Below are 18029 nucleotides of genomic sequence, written 5' to 3'. Positions count from 1 at the left end.
TGTCAGCTTAATGCGTCGTGGAAAATAATCCCGAGTGTGTGTCGTTCTCCGGTAAGAACTTCGCTTACACCGTGTTTCATATTCGCCCGATAATAGCCTTTCGTTCCTTTTACCGGACGGAAATTGGTGGTAAAAATCAGCAGATCTCCTTTCTTAGGCTGGAGCACCATAGCTTTCGATTGTGCTCTGGGTGTTTGCTGGGTCAATACAAATTCGCCTCCGGTAAAATCCTGGCCGGGTTCGTTTAAAAACAAGACACACTGAATCGGGAAATACACCTCTCCGTATAAATCCTGATGTAAGGTATTGAATCCGCCTTGCCCATATTTCAAAATCAGGACGGTAGCTTTGTTTTGATGGTTCTGATGGCAATTCCGTAGCAATTCCTCATGCTGCAAAGGGAAAGAAGTATCTATATGCAGTGCTTTCATCCAGGCATTGGCAATGGGTGCAAGGTATGGGTAAACCGTTTCCCGTATGGTTTGGATAAGTGCCGGAAGCGGATAATCAAAATACTTATATTCCCCTAAACCGAAGCGGTAACGTTCCATTACTACTGTCTTCCTGTAACTGACCGGATTGGTATAATTCTCTTTGAGGGTTTCGCATTGGGTTTCGTCGAGCAACTTTGGAATAATGGCAAATCCTTTGTCATGCATTTCTTCCATGATCCCCGCCCAGCGAATGCTGTTTATTTTTAATTGTATAGCTGACATTGGGCCTGGATTTATGGTTGAGGGTTTGTTTGGACTCCTTCCCATCCTAATATGGCGGTTTTCCGTGTTGTGCCCCACATGTAGCCGCCAATAGCTCCTGTCGATTGTATCACACGGTGGCACGGAATCAGGAAAGCGACAGGATTGCTCCCAATGGCGGTTCCTACTGCTCTTGAAGCATTGGGTTTGTGGATTTGCCTGGCAATGGTTCCGTAAGTAGCCATTTGCCCCATTGGGATTTTCAGCAGGGTTTCCCAAATTTTCAATTGAAAGTCAGTTCCTTTTAAATGGAGTTTTATCTCGTTCATTTTAGTCCAGTCATTCTGGAAAATAAAAAGAGCGTCCTGTTGTATCAGGTCCGGTTTCCTGTTAAATGATGCATTCGGGAATCTTGTTTTGAGGACTTCGAGTGCTTCGGTTTCATTTTCATAAAAAGCCATATGGCAAATCCCTTTTGGCGTCGAAGCCACCATAATATTCCCAAAAATACTTTCTGCAAAACTATAGTTTATGAGCAGGTTTTTGCCTCCGTTCTTATATTCGGCCGGTGTCATCCCTTCAATGGTCACAAAAAGATCATGCAGCCGGCTTGTGCCTGAAAGCCCGGTTTCATAAGCGGCATCAAACAAACTCGACTGGGTTTCCTTGAGTAATTTCTTGGCATGGCCGATGCTGATATACTGCAGGAATTTCTTAGGACTTGTCCCTGCCCATTCCGTAAAAAGCTTCTGGAAGTGAAACGGGCTCAAATGTACTTTTTCGGCAACTTCGTCCAAATTAGGCTGCTCTTTGAAATTTTGCGTGATATATTCTATCGCTTCTGCGATCCGGTTGTAATTGATATTTTGCTGTTCGTTCATGGCGTTATGTTTTCAAGTCAAAGATCTGTCGTTTTTCCGTGGATCGAAATCCGAAACTTGCTGTATTTTATTTTCAGGACATTCCCTTCGCTTTGAATCTTTACCAAAGTAATGCAAAAAAGCAATTGCAAGACGGTAAATTCCATCGTTGCAATTGCCTTTTTATTCAAAATCCCAAAAGGATTATAAAATCACTTTTGAAATCATTCTTTTACTATTTTCTTGGTGGTCTGCCCGTCAAAACTCAGGAAGTAAATACCAGGCGGAATGGCTGTTAGATCCAATGAAGCGCGTCCTTCTTTACCAACAGTTTTGGCCAGGAGCAGTTTCCCGACAATATCATATAGTTTCAATTCCTTCACTGACATAGGATATTCAACATTCAGCATTCCGTTTGTTGGGTTTGGATATACCCTGATTGTAGAAGCCGTTATGTCTTTAGAGGCGATTTCATCAGCCGTATCATACACTTCTATAACCGGGCGGCTTGGGAGTGCTGCTCCACATCCGTCCAAAGCCTGGGCAATGAACAAGACATTAGGTTGTGTTTCAAACCCGTCGTTGAGCAGTACAAAACCGTTGGACGGGTCTGCATCCAACCGTACCGTAGCTCCGGAAGGGATAATAGTGGTGCTGTTGCTGACAATCCAGGTTCCCGACTGTGTAATTGTGTTGGAATAGGTTCCTGAAATGCTAACATTTGAAGGACATGGTGCAGGTTTTATATTGATAAGTGCCTGTTCGTTACTCGGGAAATCACTTTGGTTCCCTCCGATGCCTCCCAAGCGGTACATCCCGTTGTTACTGCAATTCCAGCCCCAATTCATGTGAAACTTTGTACCCCAGAAATTTTGGTGGTATCCGTCGCATACCCAAGTATGGCCACCGCTGCTGCCCCAGCCTGCATATTGCACCGGTCGGCTGTTATTGAGTTCGTCGCGTAGCAGGTCTTTCCAGTTGTTGTACGAATAATTAGTCCTGCGCACGCCTTGGATTCCGGTATCATACCTGAAATGGCTGGTGTATGCATTTTGTGCTGCCCGCGGATGGAATCCTGACTGGTCATTCAGCAATACCCAAGCACCACTACTGGAACAAGTGTATTGCATATTTACCGAAATACCTGTATCAGACATGATTCTTCCGCGGTCTGCCGCACTTCCCGTCCAGCCATAGGTGGTAGCACCGAAATTAGCCGTCAAAGTCCCGTAAGGCGCTATGGAATAAGAGTTGGATCCGTTTCCGCTAAGGGGATATTGCCAATAATTCATAATTTGGGACATAGCTGTTGCCACACATCCTGAAACCGCCTGGCAGCTTCCGCTAACCGGGCAAAGCGAATTATCCGGCCATCCTTGTCCCCAGCAGGTTGACAATAAAGGACCTACCGTAGTGGAACGATGCGTGATTGCCGGAGGGACATCTGAATTTGAGAGAAGGATTTGCCATTGTTCTGCCGTTGTGGCTTCAGGCTCTGAATTATTATCGATGATAAATTGTATTTCTTCACCATAATTTTCAAAAAAATAAAGGACTTCCGGCGATAGGTTGCGAACATCGAAAGGAGCGTTGAAATCATACGCCAATATAGGTTCCTGACGGTCTTCAGCAGCCACTATAACAAATCTCAGGTTATTGATATTAAATACATAAAAAGCATTTGTGCCTCTTGGGGTCACTCCGGTATAGGCCAATTCAACATTTGGCCTTTGAGTATTTCCGTTCATGGAAATATCAAAATTCTTCGCCGCTAAGGTTGCGGATTCCGGAGACACAGGCGCACTCCACAACGAATAGCAATACAGCAGCGAAATAATGGAATATAAGATATATTTTTTCATGGTTCTATTATTTAGAAGGTGAAACAATAGAAGATCTTAATGCCTGGTTTTCCTTTTTTAATATTTCTATTTCTTTTTTCATTTCAATCATATAAAGCGTAAGCTCTTCGATTTTTTCCATTTGTTTGGCCTGCATATCGGCAAGGTCCAGGCCTTCTTTTTCAATAGCTGCAGCCGAAGGGATATTTGGCAGGTGCTTGTTCTCTTTTACAAAAGCTTCCACTTCTGAAAGCGGGCGTAATGCATAATTCGCATCAAAAACATAATCTGCCCAATTAGAAGCGCAATAATTGGCCACTTTTACTTTCTCGGTCAAAATACCGTCTTTGACATACAGCCTGTATCCGCCTGCAAAAGCATTGGTACAGCTTGCAGGGTCGATTCCCATGCCTATCTTGCCATCATCCTTGAGAAGCATAAAAAAATTTCCGCCACCACCGGTACTTGGGTTCCAGGGTTTCCAGAAATTCAAACCTGTATTGGGCACATATTCTATTCCCCAACGTCCATTTGGATAGGCAGTAGGTGCGACGTTATCACTAAAAACGACCATCGCTCCCCCAGCTCCATTGGCACCTGAAACCATCATCGCTCCGTTATGTACCTGGAATTTTGAAAAGGTATTCGAGGCTGCCGACAAACCTACGGTCAAAGCACCGTTTTCTATATATCCGTTACCGTTTACATGAAGGGCCTGAACCGGGTTAGCAGTGCCTATCCCTACAAACCCACCGGAATTGATACGCATCCTTTCTACACTTGCTGTGGAAAAAGCCATGGTATTCGCCAAAGGACGAAATATCCCGTTACCGCCTCCACCATCATTCTGGGCAGTTGCCGGAGTAGACACTGCACTTTGAAATCCTATCGCCGGATTCGCCGCTGTATTTCCTTGGGCAGAAAGTATCCTCGCTCCACCCGCAGACGGAGAAAAAAGAGACGATCCTGTAATAACCTGTGCTTTTACACCATTGGCTGCCATAGCTACAAAAAAAGCTGTGGCTAAAATTTTTACGTTTTTCATGTTGTTGTTTTGTTTAGGTTTTCCGTACTCTATTGAGGCTTTTCCGGGTCTGCCATTTTATGTTTTCGTGTATTTTCAAACTATTAAATCAATATAAATCAAATAGATACAAAATATATTTTAAGCATAAAACGGCATAAAGGTCACCATATAAGCTTGCATGCGTGTGTGGTTTTCACGTAAAAATTGTTAAAAAATTAAACAGAAAAAACTTACATATATGATTGAATCCAAAATTTCGTTATTTTATAAAAACGAAAAAATCCCGGCCATCACCCCGGGATTTCAACAACAAACCTCATCTCCAATCAATTATTCCCATCCACCCCCAAGCGCACGGTATAATTCGACATTTGATGATAATCTGTCTTTTTTAATAGTAGCCAATTCCAATTCTGCGGCTAAAAGATTGCTTTGGGCAACAATGACCTCCAGATAGGTTGCCATACCGTTTTTGAAAAGCATATGGGCATTGGCAACCGCTTTTTTAAGTGTTTCCACGCGCTGGCTGGCAATAGCATATTGTGCAGACTGCTTGTCTATTTTAGCCAAAGCATCCGATACTTCTCCTACCGCGACCAATACAGCCTGCCTGAATTCGATAGTAGCCTGTTCCTGTTGTATTTTGGCGATTTCGTATTGTGTCCTGATTTTTTTGCCTTGTAACAGAGGCGCCGTCAAACCACCGGCCACCGAACCGAACAATGAAGCCGGAATGGTAAACCAATTGCTGGCCTCAAAAGCATTGACACCGGCCGTTGCAGTAATATTTAAGGAAGGATACAAATTTGCTTTTGTGATCCCGACTTTGGCATTGGCCGCTTTCAAGGCAAGTTCAACACTTTTTACATCCGGCCTTCTGCTGATTAATTGGGCAGGAATCCCTGTGGAAAGGTTTTCTTTTACCTCAAGTAAATGAAGCCTGCTGTTTCTTTCCTTTGCTTCCGGAAATGTCCCCGTAAGGATACTCAACCCATTTTCCTGAAGCAGAATATTCTGTTCCAATTGCGGAATCAGTTGGGCAGAAGCCAGTCGCTGGGCTTCTGTTTGCTGTTTGGCCAATGAGGTAACCTGTCCTGCTTCAAACTGAAGGGTAACCATAAAAAGAGTACTGTCATTGAGCATCAGTGTTTTTTTGGCAATATCAAGCTGGGCATCCAACATCAATAAATCGTAAAACCCTTTGGAAACATTGGCTACAACAGTAGTTTGCAATGCTTTTTTGGCTTCGGCCGTTTGCATATACACCGCTAGGGCGTTTTTTTTCTGGTTCCGGATTTTGCCCCAGATCCCAACTTCCCACGATAGGTTGATCCCAGCTGAATAATCTTCAATATGGTTTTGGCCTAACGCCAGCTGTGCATTCCTTCCGTTGAGGCTATTCTCGGACAACCTGCTGTAACTGCTGTTGACAAAAGCATTCACCTGCGGTACATTGCCCCATTTGGACTGTTTGTATTGTAGGTTCGCAATTTTTATGTTTTCTTCAGCGACTTGTAGGCTATTGTTTTTGGCCAAGGCACCTTCTATGAGTTGTACCAGGTCTGTTTCGGTAAAAAATTCTTTCCATGGCTTGCCTGCTATTGTGGCCGTATCCCGAACTGTTGCATTTCTGAAATTTTCAGGAACAGCTGGAGTTTTGACTTCCTGGGCGAAAGAACCAAAAACCGTCAGTAACAAAAAGAGGGCGCTATATTTTTTCATCTGTTTTTTCATAATCATATATTTTAGAATGAATCTTGTGATCCGTAAGATTTAATGGCCGGATTTTTCTTCATTATGGATTACTGCCAACGGTTTGCCCGAAATTTTTTCCTGCAGGTATTGGAACACCACAAATAATACAGGGATGATAAAAATTCCCAAAACAACTCCTGAAACCATACCGCCGGCTGCACCGATACTGATCGAATGGTTACCCAAAGCAGACGGCCCGGTGGCACGCATCATCGGCGTAAGCCCAACCACAAAGGCCAGTGAGGTCATGATAATAGGACGAAGGCGAAGTTTTGCCGCCTCTATAGCCGAAGCCAACAGCGATTTTCCGGCCTGTCTTCTCTGAACGGCATATTCTACAATCAGGATGGCATTTTTGGCCAATAACCCGACCAGCATCACCAAGGCTACCTGGACATATATATTGTTTTCGATGCCCGCCAGGCCAATCGCGGCGAAGACTCCGAAAATCCCCGTAGGTATTGAAAGGATAACCGCTGCCGGAAGGATGTAACTTTCGTATTGGGCCGCGAGCAAGAAGAACACAAACAATAAACTCAACCCGAATATAATGGCAGATTGGCCGCTTGAAGAGATTTCTTCTTTTGTAAGCCCTGAAAACTCAATAGTGTAACCGGCTGGCAGGCTTTTTTCGGCAACATCCTGAACCGCTTTGATAGCAGCTCCTGAACTGATTCCCGGTTTGGCAATGGCATTTACACTGATGGAATTGAACAAATTGTACCTGGAAGCAGTTTCCGAACCATAGATCCTTTTCAGTTTTACCAAGGTATTGATAGGCACCATTTCCCCCAGCCTGTTTTTGACAAAGATTCCGTTCATTGATTCCGGATTGGCCCTGGATTCGGCTTCAGCCTGCACCATAACCCTGTAATATTTTCCAAATCTGTTGAAATCCGAAACCTGCGTGCTTCCGAAATAGGTTTGCATTGTTTGCAATATTTCTTTCACATTTACACCTAATTGCTCTGCCTTGACATCGTCCACTTCCATTTCCAGCTGCGGATAATCGGCTTTGAAACTGGTAAAGGCCACCGCAATTTCCGGTTGTTTCATCAGTTCGCCAACAAAAGCATTGCTGATGCCACTGAATTTACTGATGCTGCCTCCGGTTTTATCCTTCAATACAATATCCAGTCCGTCGACATTATTGAATCCGGGTACGGTTGGGAAGGTAAAGACAAAGAAATTCGCGCCTTTCACGCTGCTTAATTTCCCACGTACTTCATTCATGATGTCGTTGATGTCTTTTATTTCTCCCCTTTCTTTGGAAGGTTTCAGCAAAACAAACGCCACTCCGGCAGACGGGCTGCTCGATTGGGTAAGCATATTGAATCCGGAAAGTTTCATCAGTGTTTTTTTGGACTCCATGTTTCCAAGTACCTCTTCTACTTCTGCCATTACTGTTTTTGTCCTGTCCAGGGAAGCGCCTGCAGGCATAGACAAGGAAATAGCTATAAAACCTTGGTCTTCAGAAGGAATAAATCCGGTTGGTGTGGTTTTCACCATATAAGCTGTCGCCAGGATGACTACTACCAATCCGCCAAGGCTGATCCATCTGAATTTTATCAGGTAACGGACACTGTTGACATATTTATTGGTTAATTTTTCAAATCCGCTGTTGAACCCGACAAAGAACTTCTCCTTGAAATTTTTAGGTTTGGATGCTTCACTTTTTCCATGCTCTTCGTTATGGGTATCTTTCAGGAACAAAGCCGCCAAAGCTGGGCTCAAGGTTAAGGCGTTTACTGCCGAGATCACGATGGCAATAGCCAGTGTAAAAGCAAATTGCCTGTAAAAAACACCTGTGGAACCTTCCATAAAACCAACCGGAAGGAAAACGGCCGACATGACAAGCGTAATCGAGATAATCGCACCTGTTATTTCGCTCATGGCAGATGTAGTGGCTGATTTTGGCGAAAGCTTTTTGCTGTGCATTTTCTCATGTACCGCCTCGACCACGACAATGGCATCATCCACAACAATCCCGATGGCAAGTACCAATGCGAAAAGCGTAAGCAGGTTAATCGAAAACCCGAAAATATCCATGAAAAAGAAAGTCCCTAAAATGGAAACCGGTACCGCAATAGCCGGAATCAAGGTAGAACGAATGTCCTGAAGGAAAAGGAACACTACGATAAATACCAGGATGAAAGCTTCAATCAGCGTAGATTTAACCTGCTGGATCGATAAATCGAGTGAATCTTTGGTATTGTATAAAATCAGGTGTTTGACATCTTTCGGAAAATCTTTAGAAGCTTTTTCCATCATTTCCTTTACGGCAATCTGTACATCGCTCGAATTGGAGCCTGGTAATTGGTATACTGCGATATTCAGTCCTGATTTACCGTTTACTTGTGTGGTACTTCCATAGGTATAGGAACCGAATTCGATCCTGGCGATATCTTTCAGGCGCAACACAGAACCGTCGCTGTTGGAACGGATGATAATATTCTCATATTCTCCTGGTTTGTTGAGCTTCCCTTTATATTTGATTACATATTCAAAGGCTTCTTTGCTGCTTTCGCCGAATTTCCCGGGTGCCGCTTCCAGGTTTTTGTCCTGGATGGCCGCCATGACTTCTCTTGGTGTCAGATTGTAACTGGCCATTTTAGAAGGATTCAGCCAAACGCGCATGGAGTAATCCTTACTGCTTCCGAAAATCAAGGCCTGGCCTACGCCCGGAATCCTTTTGATATCAGGAACAAGGTTGATCTGTGCGTAATTGGCCAAAAAAGTCTGGTCGTATTGTTTTTCATTTTCGGTATACAAATCCACAACCATTAAAAGGCTGTTCTGTTGTTTCACAGTGGAAATACCGGCCTGTACCACTTCTACCGGAAGCTGGCTGGTTGCCTGGGACACCCTGTTTTGCACATTTACGGCCGCCTGATCCGGATTGGTACCGAGCTTAAAGTTTACAGTGATGACTAAAGAACCATCATTACTGGCCGTAGAACTCATATAGCTCATGTTTTCCACCCCGTTGATTGCTTCTTCAAGCGAAGGAGCTACCGAACGCAAAACGGTTTCGGCATTGGCACCGGGATAAAAAGCGGTAACTTGTACAGCCGGCGGTGCAATATCAGGGAATTGCTGCAACGGAAGGGTTGTCAGCCCGATGGTCCCGAGGATGACTATGATTATAGCGATAACTGTTGACAGTACGGGCCTGTCAATAAATTTTTGTAACATAATTTTTGTATGTGATTAGTGTAATTAGATTTTGGCAATGGCCTTTTTCTCTTTTTCAGGAATGATGACTGCGCCGTCGGCAAGGCTTTCAAACCCTTTGGCCACGATCCTGTCCCCGGTTTTGATCCCTTCTGTAATCAGGTAATTGCTTCCGCTTTTTCCTCCTACTGAAACGGGTTGTTTGGTTACCGCATTTTTTTGGTCTAAAAGGAATACGAATATCTTGTCCTGGATTTCCATAGTGGCTTCCTGAGGTACCAGCAAACTGTTTTTGTGTTGCATGCTGAGTTTTATTTTCCCCGTATTCCCGGAACGCAGCAATCCTTTTGAATTGGGAAAGGTTGCTCTTAAGGTAATGGCCCCGGTTGTTTTGTCAAACTGCCCGTCAACCATATCTACTCTTCCCGGTTCTGCGTATACCGAATTGTCAGCTAGCACTAAAGATACCGGCGGTAGTTTTTTAAGTTTATCCTGAATGGTATTCCCTTCGTATTGGGATTTGAAAGCAATAAAATCATTTTCTCCCAAAGAAAAATAAGCATGCACTTCTTTGATATCCGACAATTGGGTTAGTGCTTCAGGATCTGCAGGATTGACCTGGCTTCCTTGTTTTTTAGGCAACCTTCCGATGTAACCATTTACCGGAGCCTGGATTACAGTATACCCAAGGCTGATCCGCGCTGTTCCAACCAATGCTTTGGATTGGGCCACATTGGCTTTAGCGATGGCAAGGCTTGCCTTGGCAGTTTTAAGCTGATAATCGGAAACGACTTTATTTTGTACCAAAGGCGTAAGTTTTTCTACCTCAAGGTGCGCGTTTATAGCGGCTGCTTCTGCAGCATTGAGACTGGCCAGGGCATTGTTGAGCTGTTCGCGGTAAGGCCGGTCGTTAATCTTAAACAAAGGTTGTCCTTTGGTCACATAAGCGCCTTCGTCTACAAATATCTTATCCAATGTCCCGCTTACCTGCGGCCTGATTTCCACGTCGGTGGTTCCTGCTATGGCTGCCGGGAATTCTGACTCGGTGTGCGCTGTGGTTTCGTTGATGCTTAATACCGGAAGCGTTGCCGCTACAGGCGCTGGAGCGTTTGTGTTACTGTTGCCGCAGCCCGTTAATAACACTGTGATGAGACTTAAAGTGATAAAAATTTTCATGATGTTTGATTTGTTGTTAATTATTGATTGTTGCTGTAATGAGATTGTTGCTGTTTTTTCCATGGTTTTTGTTGTTTTTTTGAAATGAACGTTTCAGAATTAGAGCTGGTTTTGAATTAAAAATGACTTTAACATATAATAAGATAGATTTTGATGGTTTCTCATTTGTTTTTATTTTTTTGAAACGTTCATTTCAGAATTAAAGCTGATTTTGAACTGGTTATAAAAATTATCGGTATGTTTTTTTGAAATGTTTATTCCAGAATTCGGTAAAAAAAATACTACTTGCGCGTAATATTCTTAATCAGGTATTCTGACATTTTTTTAATCTTGATAGGATCCTGGTGCAGGATGTATGCTTGTTTCCAACCGGTAAAAGTGGTCAGGATATATTCGGCCATCAGGGAAGCATCTTCCGAAGCATCCAGTTCGCCATCATTAATCGCTTTTTGAATGATCCCGGAAAACAGTTCCAGGTACATCTCGTTGTTTCGGCTCAGGACTTTTCGTACCTCAACATCTTCAGGTGCGATTTCGAATATGGTTTTCACCCCGAGGCAGCCTTTTTCACAATCCACGACCCAGGCAGCTTTATCCCTGATAATATTCACCAAAGCCTGCAACGCCGATTTTTCCTTAGCTACTTTTTCCCTGGTTTCACGCAATCCTGCTTCGGCATATGTAGTGACGCATTTTATAAACAGGCAGTGCTTGTCACCAATGGTATTGTACAAACTGCTTCTGTTGATCTGCATAGCATCGACTAAATCCTGCATAGAAGTCGCATGATAGCCTTTTTCCCAAAAGACATTCATCGCTTTCTCTATAATCTCACATTCATTAAATTCTACACTGCGCCCCATGGTATGGATATTTCTGGGACAAAGATATATTATTTTTTGAAACGATTGTTTCAAAAAGATGTTTTTTTATTTATATTTGCATCAGATTTTTTCAAAACCCAATAAAATCAAAGGGTTTCAATACAATTATTTTTTCCGGTTGATTGGTTTATGTTCCAGACATGTCGGGATAAAGTGGCAAAACAGTATCTTTATTTCAGCATAATGCATTACGCTAAAACAGTTAACCCTGAATTTTTTCTCTTTAAAAACTATGAAAATATTACTCCGTTACCTCAAAAAATACCAGTCAACCGTTTTGCTGACATTGGCTTTGGCTGCCATTAACCAAATCTTCTCCTTGCTGGATCCTTTCATTTTCCGGAAAATCATCGATGATGTGGCAACCGTATACAAGGCTGGCATCCATACCCCTGACCAATTTTTCCGGGCCATTTTGCCTCTTTCGGCAGCTTCCGTAGGGGTTGCTTTTGTTAGTAGGATCGCCAAGAATTTCCAGGACTATTACATCAATACGATAACCCAGCGTGTTGGAGCACAGATATATGCGGACGGGATTAGCCATTCGCTGGAATTGCCTTATGAATCTTTTGAAGACCAGCGTTCCGGGGAAACTTTGGGCATACTTCAAAAAGTAAGGACAGATGTTGAGAAATTAATCGCTGTCGGGATCAATATCCTGTTCCAGTCTATCATCGCCTTGATTTTCATTTCGATTTATGCCTATTCTGTGCATTGGTCGATCCTGCCTTTATTTTTGGCTACGGGCCCGCTGATTGCCTGGATCAGTTCGGTATTGAGCCGGAAAATCAAAACCATACAAATCCAGATCGTAAAAGAATCAACAGGCCTGGCAGGAACCACAACCGAATCGCTCCGAAACATCGAGCTGGTTAAATCCTTAGGTTTGGCAAAGCAGGAAATTGCACAATTGAATGCCACCACCCAAAAAATCCTGAAACTCGAACTCAAAAAAGTCAAGTACATCCGTTCGATGTCATTCGTGCAGGGCACTTGTGTGAACCTATTGAGGACGCTGATGGTTTTGGTCCTGATTTACCTGATCTACCAAGGAAAAATAACGCTTGGTGAATTTTATTCATTAAATATCTACTCTTTTTTCCTCTTCGGGCCGTTACAGGAAATCGGGAATGTGGTCAATACGTACCGCGAGGCAGAAGTATCGCTTCAGAATTTCGAGAATCTTTTCAAAATCCCTGTTGAAGTCAAACCGGAAAATCCGTATCCTATCATCAATATCGACACTCTTGAATTCCAGGATGTCAAATTCAAACACCAATCGGCGACCAAAGATGCTCTGCGCAACATTACCTTTAAGGCAAGCAGGGGCGAAACCATTGCTTTTGTAGGACCTTCAGGCTCCGGGAAATCCACTCTGGTAAAACTGCTGGTAGGGCTTTACAAACCTAAAGAAGGAAAAATATTGTACAATGAGCATAATTTTGACGAAATCGATTTCGATCAGTTCCGCAAACGTTTAGGCTTTGTAACACAGGATACACAACTCTTTTCGGGTTCCATCCGGGAAAACCTTCTATTCGTAAATCCTGCCGCTACCGACGAACAATGCCTGGATGTATTGAGAAAAGCAGCCTGCCATACGCTTTTGGACCGTGCCGATAAAGGCCTGGACACACTCATTGGAGAAGGCGGCGTAAAAGTATCCGGAGGAGAAAAACAGCGTTTGAGCATTGCCAGGGCCTTGTTGCGCAATCCGAACCTTTTGGTTTTTGATGAAGCTACTTCTTCTTTAGATTCCTTAACGGAAGAAGAAATTTCGGAAACTATCCGCGAGGTATCGGTAGACAAAACCCACCTGACCATTGTCATCGCACACCGTTTGAGCACCATTATGCATGCCACCAATATTTTCGTATTGGAAAAAGGCCAAATCGTAGAAAACGGTTCCCACGAGGAATTAGTAAAACTCCGAGGCTTGTATTATGCCATGTGGAGGCAGCAAATTGGCGAAAAGGACCTGGAAGAAATTGCAGGATAATAGTATATAAAAAAACCAGCTGAACAATAGCTGGTTTTTTTATGCCTAATAATTGAGGTTGATGCCAAAACCAAGCCCCATGTCACTGTCATAATGGGTGGTTATCCCGAAATTCCTCCGCACAATATACCGAAGCCCCGCCATATATTCCTTGTCGGTATTCCACATAAGGTCCATGCGCAGCCGTTTGGAAATAGGTATGTCCATACGTTCGAACTGTATCCTGGCATTCCCGTCTGTAAATACTTCAGCCTGGGCCTTAAGCAGCATCGGAAGCGTATATTCGATACCGGCGCTGAACACGGCCCTATTGTCTTTGGTATTGGATTGGTTAAACAGGTTTTTCTCCATTTCCTCTTCGTCCATTTTCCGGTACCGCCAGTCAAAACCGACAAAAGGCATAATCCACTGCATTTTCCCCAAATATCGCCCGATATGGGTTTCCGTTTCATAACCGTGCATTTCGTTATAGCCCAACCGCCATTCGGTTCCGATACTCCATCTGGTATTGCCCAGCATGGCTTCTCCGTCATTCCCGTTGGTGGCAAAATCGTTTTCGGCCATAAAATGAAATTCCCTGTCATCGGCAAACAACTTGCGACGCGCTATTTTAGGATTCGGGATCAAAGGATTGGGCGCCTGGTTTTCATAGGTAAAAATCCTGCCCATCCCAGCCATCATATGGTAAAGGATGTGGCAATGGAAAAACCAGTCGCCTTCTGCATTAGCGTTAAATTCGATCGTGTCGGTTTCCATTGGCATAATATCAATGATGTTTTTCAACGGCGCATACTCTCCCTGGCCGTTAATCACCCTAAAATCATGCCCGTGCAAATGCATCGGATGGCGCATCATCGATCCGTTGTAGAGTACGATCCTGACATTTTCGCCTTTTTTAATAAGGATCTTATCCGTTTCGGAAACCACTTTATTATCCAGGCTCCACACATAACGGTTCATATTTCCCGATAATTCAAAACGCAGTTCTTTTACGGGCACATTTTCCGGAAGGTTTGTTTTTGTTACCGATTTGAGCATGGCATAATTCAGGGTAACCATGTCCGAAAGGCCGTTGCTGTCGTATTGTGATGCTCCCGCTTTCATGGCATCTGCCGTATGCTGATGGGCTTGCTTTTTTTCTTCTCCAGTAATTTCAGGATACATGACCACATTCATATCCATCTGGTTCAGGGACATCTGCATGCCCATATCATCCAGTTCACCGTTCATTTTCATCATATCGTTCATCATTTTCATCCCTTCAAAATATTTCAATTTAGGAAGCGGTTGGGCCAATTGCTTAATGCCGGCTCCTATATATAAAGAGGCTGATTTGGTGCGGTCTTCGGCGGTAGCCAAAAATTCATAAGCGGTTTTATCAGCCGGAAGGGTCACGATGACATCATAGGTTTCGGAAACAGCAATAAGCAGCCTGTCTACCACTACAGGTTCTACATCGTTGCCGTCATTGGCCACGACCGTTATTTTACCGCCTGCATAGGTGAGCCAAAAATAGGAAGACGCCCCGCCATTCGAGATCCGGAGCCTGACCTTGTCCCCACCTTTAAATTGGAAGAGTTGGCTTTCGGCCTGACCGTTAACCAGGAACTTATCATAATACACATCGCTCACATCCATGGCGTTCATGCGCTTCCATTCGTTGGTCAGTTTGGTTTTGAAATGCCCTTGCTGCAGGGCTTCGGCATAACTTTGCGTGGTCCCTTTTTTGATAGCAAACCAATCCGTGGCGTTATGGAGCATCCGGTGTACATTTTCGGGATTGATATCGGTCCATTCACTCAAAATTACCGGGATGGAAGGCACATCATCGATACCTTTCCTGAAATCCGGGCTGCCCGGTTTTTTATTCATGATAAAAGAGCCGTACATCCCGATTTGTTCCTGCAAACCCGAATGGCTATGATACCAATGAGTGCCGTGCTGGATAATCGGAAAAGTGTACTTGTGTGTCGTATGCGGCATGATCGGCATTTGTGTCAGGTTCGGCACACCATCTTCTTTATTGGGCAGGAACAAACCGTGCCAATGCATTGCCGTTTCTTCGTCCAATTCGTTATGGACGTAGATTTCTGTGGTATCACCTTCGGTAAAAGTAAGTGTCGGCATGGGTATTTGCCCGTTGACGGCAATCGCTCTTTTGGCTTCACCAGAAAAAGTGACAATCGTATCCCTGACATACAAATCGTACCGTACTGTTTTTTGGGCGTGCAATTCCGGCAGGACCAAAAACAGCACGACGATCAAAATACTATTTCTTATATTTTTATTTTCTGTACTATTCATTTTTAAAGTAGTGTTAAGAGCATGATACCGCTCATGGCGATCATCAAAGCGTCTTCAATAATAGTGACGGTACTCATAGGCAAATTAAAGACAGCACCAAGGCACGCACATTGTATTTTCTTTTTGTTCAGTACCGATTGCAATACGCCGATGATACTGATAGACATCACAACAAACGTAATGCTGTTGGTCGCTATAGGATTGAAATTGACAAGGTTTGCAATACCCAGGCCCAATTCCACAAAAGCATAGGCATAGGCCCAGGCCGGAAGTTTTTTGGCCAGTACATCGTACATGACATAACTTTCCGCAAAACCCTTTAGGTTCAGCATCTTGAAAAAAGAAAACACCAGGAAAAAGCCTGCCATAAAGTGGCGCATCCATTCCATGCCGTTAAAACTTTCATTTTTATATTGGATCAGGACGGTGACCAAACTGATGTAAAAAAATATCAGCAATATAGGCGCATACGTTTCCAGCCATGACCTTGCCTGCTCGGTAGTTTCATTATGGCCGTCAGCCGAAATTTGGTATTTGCTGTCCAGTGCTTTCTGGAAATCCGATAGCGGAATATGCCTGTCCATAGTAATGGTTGCCGAATGGGTTTCTTTTGAAACCTGCACGTCCGTTACATGTTCAACCATTACTAAAGCTGATTTTACTTTTGCTTCGCAGCTGCCGCATGTCATTCCTGTTATTTGATATCGGTGAGTCATTGTTTTGTGTTTTTAAATTATACAATGCAAATGTCCGAAGCTCCCTTATTTTTGTGTTGTACAATTTTGGGAATGATTTACAAGATTTACAAAAGCTCGATCTGCTGGCGTTTTTTGTCCTTGAGCTGTTTAAAATAAGTAGGCGTAAAACCCGTTATTTTCTTGAACTGGTTGCTCAGGTGGGCCACATTACTGTAGTTCAGCAAATCAGCAATTTCGCTCAATGTCAGCTCGTTGTACATAATGAGTTCTTTTACCTTTTCGATCTTCTGGTGGATGAAATATTTTTCAATGGTGGTATTTTCCACTTCCGAAAAAAGATTGCTCAGCGAATTGTAGTCCTGCAGCAGGTTTTTGGATAAATAATCGGACAGGTTGGTCTTGAGTTCGTTGTTTTGATGGTAGACCAAATCAATTATCAGCGTTTTTATCTTTTCAATCGTTTTGCTTTTCTTGTCGTCAATCAGGTCAAAACCCAATACATGCAACCTTTGCAGTAAGGCCTGTTTCTGTTCTCCTGTTAGCTCTTCTTCCAGTTCGACTTCGCCTAAACCAACCGAAACAACGGGAAGCCCGAGTTGTTCAAACTCGGACTTTACTACCATTTTACAACGGCCGCATACCATATTTTTGATATAAAGCGTCTTCATTACCGGATCGTTTCCACGGTTTTGCCGCATGTCATCATTTTGGCTCCGTAATACGGGTTTTTGATGGCATTTTCTTTGCTTAACCAATGGGCGCCTTTGCCATTATTGGCCATAGGGCAAAATTGGTAATAGACCGGCGCCTGCAGTTTTGAGGCTTTTACCAGGTCATGGATGTTTTGGGACAGGTCCATAAAATGGTCTCTTTGGTGCTGGATATCTTTGGTATCGGCAATGTGCTCCGCATGTTCTTTCAGGCTGGCCATTACTTTCATCCAAACCATGTGGGTATCTGTTTCCAATTGCCCCATCTTTACGGCACCTATTGCTTTGACCAGCTCTTTCGCCCTTTCGGAAGCATTGTTCCCGTCGGTTTTTACCAAAGCGTCTTTCAGAGAAAAATAACGTTCAAAAACAGGCTGCAACTCATTTTTTTCCTGCATTTGTGGTTTTGGAGTTTCAGGATTTACTGGTTGCTGCGCTGTAGCGGTTACCGGCTTTACTTCTCTTTTATACTGGCAGCATTCCGGAAGTTTCGAATAGGCCTCATCCGGAGCCAGGAATTTGTCGCTGTCATACCCCGCCAAGGCAATCCGTTTTAAGATTTCATCGGGGTTAGTCTTTTGTGCATCGTATGTAAATGTTGCCATTTTAGTATCGGTATTCCAATCTACTTTAGCCAGTTTTTTGCTATTCCCAGCCTTTTCGATCGTTTCTTTACACATATCACAGTTGCCGTAAATCTTTACAGTAGCTGTTTTTGCATCTTTAATTTGGGCTTCGCATGCCGTGAATGATAGCAATACAACCATTGCCACCAATATTTTTGATATTGATCTATACATTATTTTTAATTTTTGAAAGGAGTTGTTTCTGCTCCGTACTTTATTTGTAATTGTTTTTCTGAAAGGTTTTACCTTCAATACGACAGACTTATGGCTGTACAGGAAT

14 protein-coding genes are annotated in these 18029 nt (G+C 43.4%); 1 reads left to right on the top strand and 13 read right to left on the bottom strand.

Annotation, left to right across the window (positions count from 1 at the left end; genetic code table 11):
• Positions 1-2 precede the first annotated feature (2 nt).
• From E4635_RS12885 to E4635_RS12850, 9 genes are all read right to left on the bottom strand, one after another.
• Positions 3-716 (bottom strand): 2OG-Fe(II) oxygenase, encoded by a 714-nt coding sequence (locus tag E4635_RS12885; protein WP_135527113.1) that lies wholly within the window; start codon positions 714-716, stop codon positions 3-5.
• 11 nt (positions 717-727) lie between these two features.
• Complete coding sequence (locus tag E4635_RS12880) at positions 728-1576, bottom strand: bifunctional helix-turn-helix domain-containing protein/methylated-DNA--[protein]-cysteine S-methyltransferase (protein WP_135527112.1); 849 nt, start codon at positions 1574-1576, stop codon at positions 728-730.
• Positions 1577-1593: 17 nt separating this feature from the next.
• A complete protein-coding gene (locus E4635_RS15905; protein ID WP_262710644.1) occupies positions 1594-1722 on the bottom strand; it encodes a hypothetical protein in 129 nt (42 codons plus the stop codon).
• Between the two features lie 57 nt (positions 1723-1779).
• The gene (locus tag E4635_RS12875) at positions 1780-3417 is read right to left on the bottom strand and encodes a thiol protease/hemagglutinin PrtT (RefSeq protein WP_135527111.1); all 1638 of its coding nucleotides are present in this window, start codon (positions 3415-3417) and stop codon (positions 1780-1782) included.
• 7 nt (positions 3418-3424) lie between these two features.
• Positions 3425-4441: a hypothetical protein gene (locus tag E4635_RS12870; RefSeq protein WP_135527110.1), complete on the bottom strand. Its 1017-nt coding sequence runs from the start codon at positions 4439-4441 to the stop codon at positions 3425-3427.
• A 312-nt stretch (positions 4442-4753) separates the two neighbouring features.
• Positions 4754-6157, bottom strand: coding sequence for an efflux transporter outer membrane subunit (locus E4635_RS12865; protein WP_135527109.1), 1404 nt, complete (start codon positions 6155-6157; stop codon positions 4754-4756).
• 39 nt (positions 6158-6196) lie between these two features.
• Positions 6197-9373: an efflux RND transporter permease subunit gene (locus E4635_RS12860; RefSeq protein ID WP_135527108.1), complete on the bottom strand. Its 3177-nt coding sequence runs from the start codon at positions 9371-9373 to the stop codon at positions 6197-6199.
• Positions 9374-9397: 24 nt separating this feature from the next.
• Positions 9398-10528, bottom strand: a complete 1131-nt coding sequence (locus E4635_RS12855; protein ID WP_135527107.1) for an efflux RND transporter periplasmic adaptor subunit — start codon at positions 10526-10528, stop codon at positions 9398-9400.
• A gap of 281 nt (positions 10529-10809) precedes the next feature.
• On the bottom strand, positions 10810-11391 hold the full coding sequence (locus tag E4635_RS12850) for a TetR/AcrR family transcriptional regulator (RefSeq protein ID WP_135527106.1): 582 nt from the start codon (positions 11389-11391) through the stop codon (positions 10810-10812).
• A 253-nt stretch (positions 11392-11644) separates the two neighbouring features.
• Between E4635_RS12850 and E4635_RS12845 the strand changes: the two genes are divergently transcribed.
• Positions 11645-13411 (top strand): ABC transporter ATP-binding protein, encoded by a 1767-nt coding sequence (locus E4635_RS12845; RefSeq protein WP_135527105.1) that lies wholly within the window; start codon positions 11645-11647, stop codon positions 13409-13411.
• Positions 13412-13456: 45 nt separating this feature from the next.
• Here the strand turns inward: E4635_RS12845 and E4635_RS12840 are convergent, their stop codons facing one another.
• The 4 genes from E4635_RS12840 to E4635_RS12825 form a co-directional block, all read right to left on the bottom strand.
• Positions 13457-15715 (bottom strand): multicopper oxidase domain-containing protein, encoded by a 2259-nt coding sequence (locus E4635_RS12840; protein ID WP_135527104.1) that lies wholly within the window; start codon positions 15713-15715, stop codon positions 13457-13459.
• A gap of 2 nt (positions 15716-15717) precedes the next feature.
• Positions 15718-16431: a heavy-metal-associated domain-containing protein gene (locus tag E4635_RS12835; RefSeq protein ID WP_135527103.1), complete on the bottom strand. Its 714-nt coding sequence runs from the start codon at positions 16429-16431 to the stop codon at positions 15718-15720.
• A gap of 86 nt (positions 16432-16517) precedes the next feature.
• On the bottom strand, positions 16518-17081 hold the full coding sequence (locus tag E4635_RS12830; protein ID WP_135527102.1) for a helix-turn-helix domain-containing protein: 564 nt from the start codon (positions 17079-17081) through the stop codon (positions 16518-16520).
• Entirely contained in the window at positions 17081-17923 is an 843-nt protein-coding gene (locus tag E4635_RS12825) for a DUF3347 domain-containing protein (RefSeq protein ID WP_135527101.1), read from the bottom strand. Before E4635_RS12825 ends, E4635_RS12830 begins: the two co-directional genes overlap by 1 nt.
• Positions 17924-18029: the final 106 nt, after the last annotated feature.

The sequence above is a fragment of the Flavobacterium humi genome, from assembly GCF_004745595.1.
Taxonomy (GTDB): Bacteria; Bacteroidota; Bacteroidia; order Flavobacteriales; family Flavobacteriaceae; genus Flavobacterium; species Flavobacterium humi.
This window is presented reverse-complemented; position numbering and strand designations above follow the sequence as displayed.

What these genes read in the sequence shown, in the direction of transcription:
- E4635_RS12885 (WP_135527113.1), bottom strand. Translation starts at nt 716, where the DNA reads ATGTCAGCTATACAATTAAAAATAAACAGCATTCGCTGGGCGGGGATC.
- E4635_RS12880 (WP_135527112.1), bottom strand. Translation starts at nt 1,576, where the DNA reads ATGAACGAACAGCAAAATATCAATTACAACCGGATCGCAGAAGCGATA.
- E4635_RS15905 (WP_262710644.1), bottom strand. Translation starts at nt 1,722, where the DNA reads ATGGAATTTACCGTCTTGCAATTGCTTTTTTGCATTACTTTGGTAAAG.
- E4635_RS12875 (WP_135527111.1), bottom strand. Translation starts at nt 3,417, where the DNA reads ATGAAAAAATATATCTTATATTCCATTATTTCGCTGCTGTATTGCTAT.
- E4635_RS12870 (WP_135527110.1), bottom strand. Translation starts at nt 4,441, where the DNA reads ATGAAAAACGTAAAAATTTTAGCCACAGCTTTTTTTGTAGCTATGGCA.
- E4635_RS12865 (WP_135527109.1), bottom strand. Translation starts at nt 6,157, where the DNA reads ATGAAAAAACAGATGAAAAAATATAGCGCCCTCTTTTTGTTACTGACG.
- E4635_RS12860 (WP_135527108.1), bottom strand. Translation starts at nt 9,373, where the DNA reads ATGTTACAAAAATTTATTGACAGGCCCGTACTGTCAACAGTTATCGCT.
- E4635_RS12855 (WP_135527107.1), bottom strand. Translation starts at nt 10,528, where the DNA reads ATGAAAATTTTTATCACTTTAAGTCTCATCACAGTGTTATTAACGGGC.
- E4635_RS12850 (WP_135527106.1), bottom strand. Translation starts at nt 11,391, where the DNA reads ATGGGGCGCAGTGTAGAATTTAATGAATGTGAGATTATAGAGAAAGCG.
- E4635_RS12845 (WP_135527105.1), top strand. Translation starts at nt 11,645, where the DNA reads ATGAAAATATTACTCCGTTACCTCAAAAAATACCAGTCAACCGTTTTG.
- E4635_RS12840 (WP_135527104.1), bottom strand. Translation starts at nt 15,715, where the DNA reads ATGAATAGTACAGAAAATAAAAATATAAGAAATAGTATTTTGATCGTC.
- E4635_RS12835 (WP_135527103.1), bottom strand. Translation starts at nt 16,431, where the DNA reads ATGACTCACCGATATCAAATAACAGGAATGACATGCGGCAGCTGCGAA.
- E4635_RS12830 (WP_135527102.1), bottom strand. Translation starts at nt 17,081, where the DNA reads ATGAAGACGCTTTATATCAAAAATATGGTATGCGGCCGTTGTAAAATG.
- E4635_RS12825 (WP_135527101.1), bottom strand. Translation starts at nt 17,923, where the DNA reads ATGTATAGATCAATATCAAAAATATTGGTGGCAATGGTTGTATTGCTA.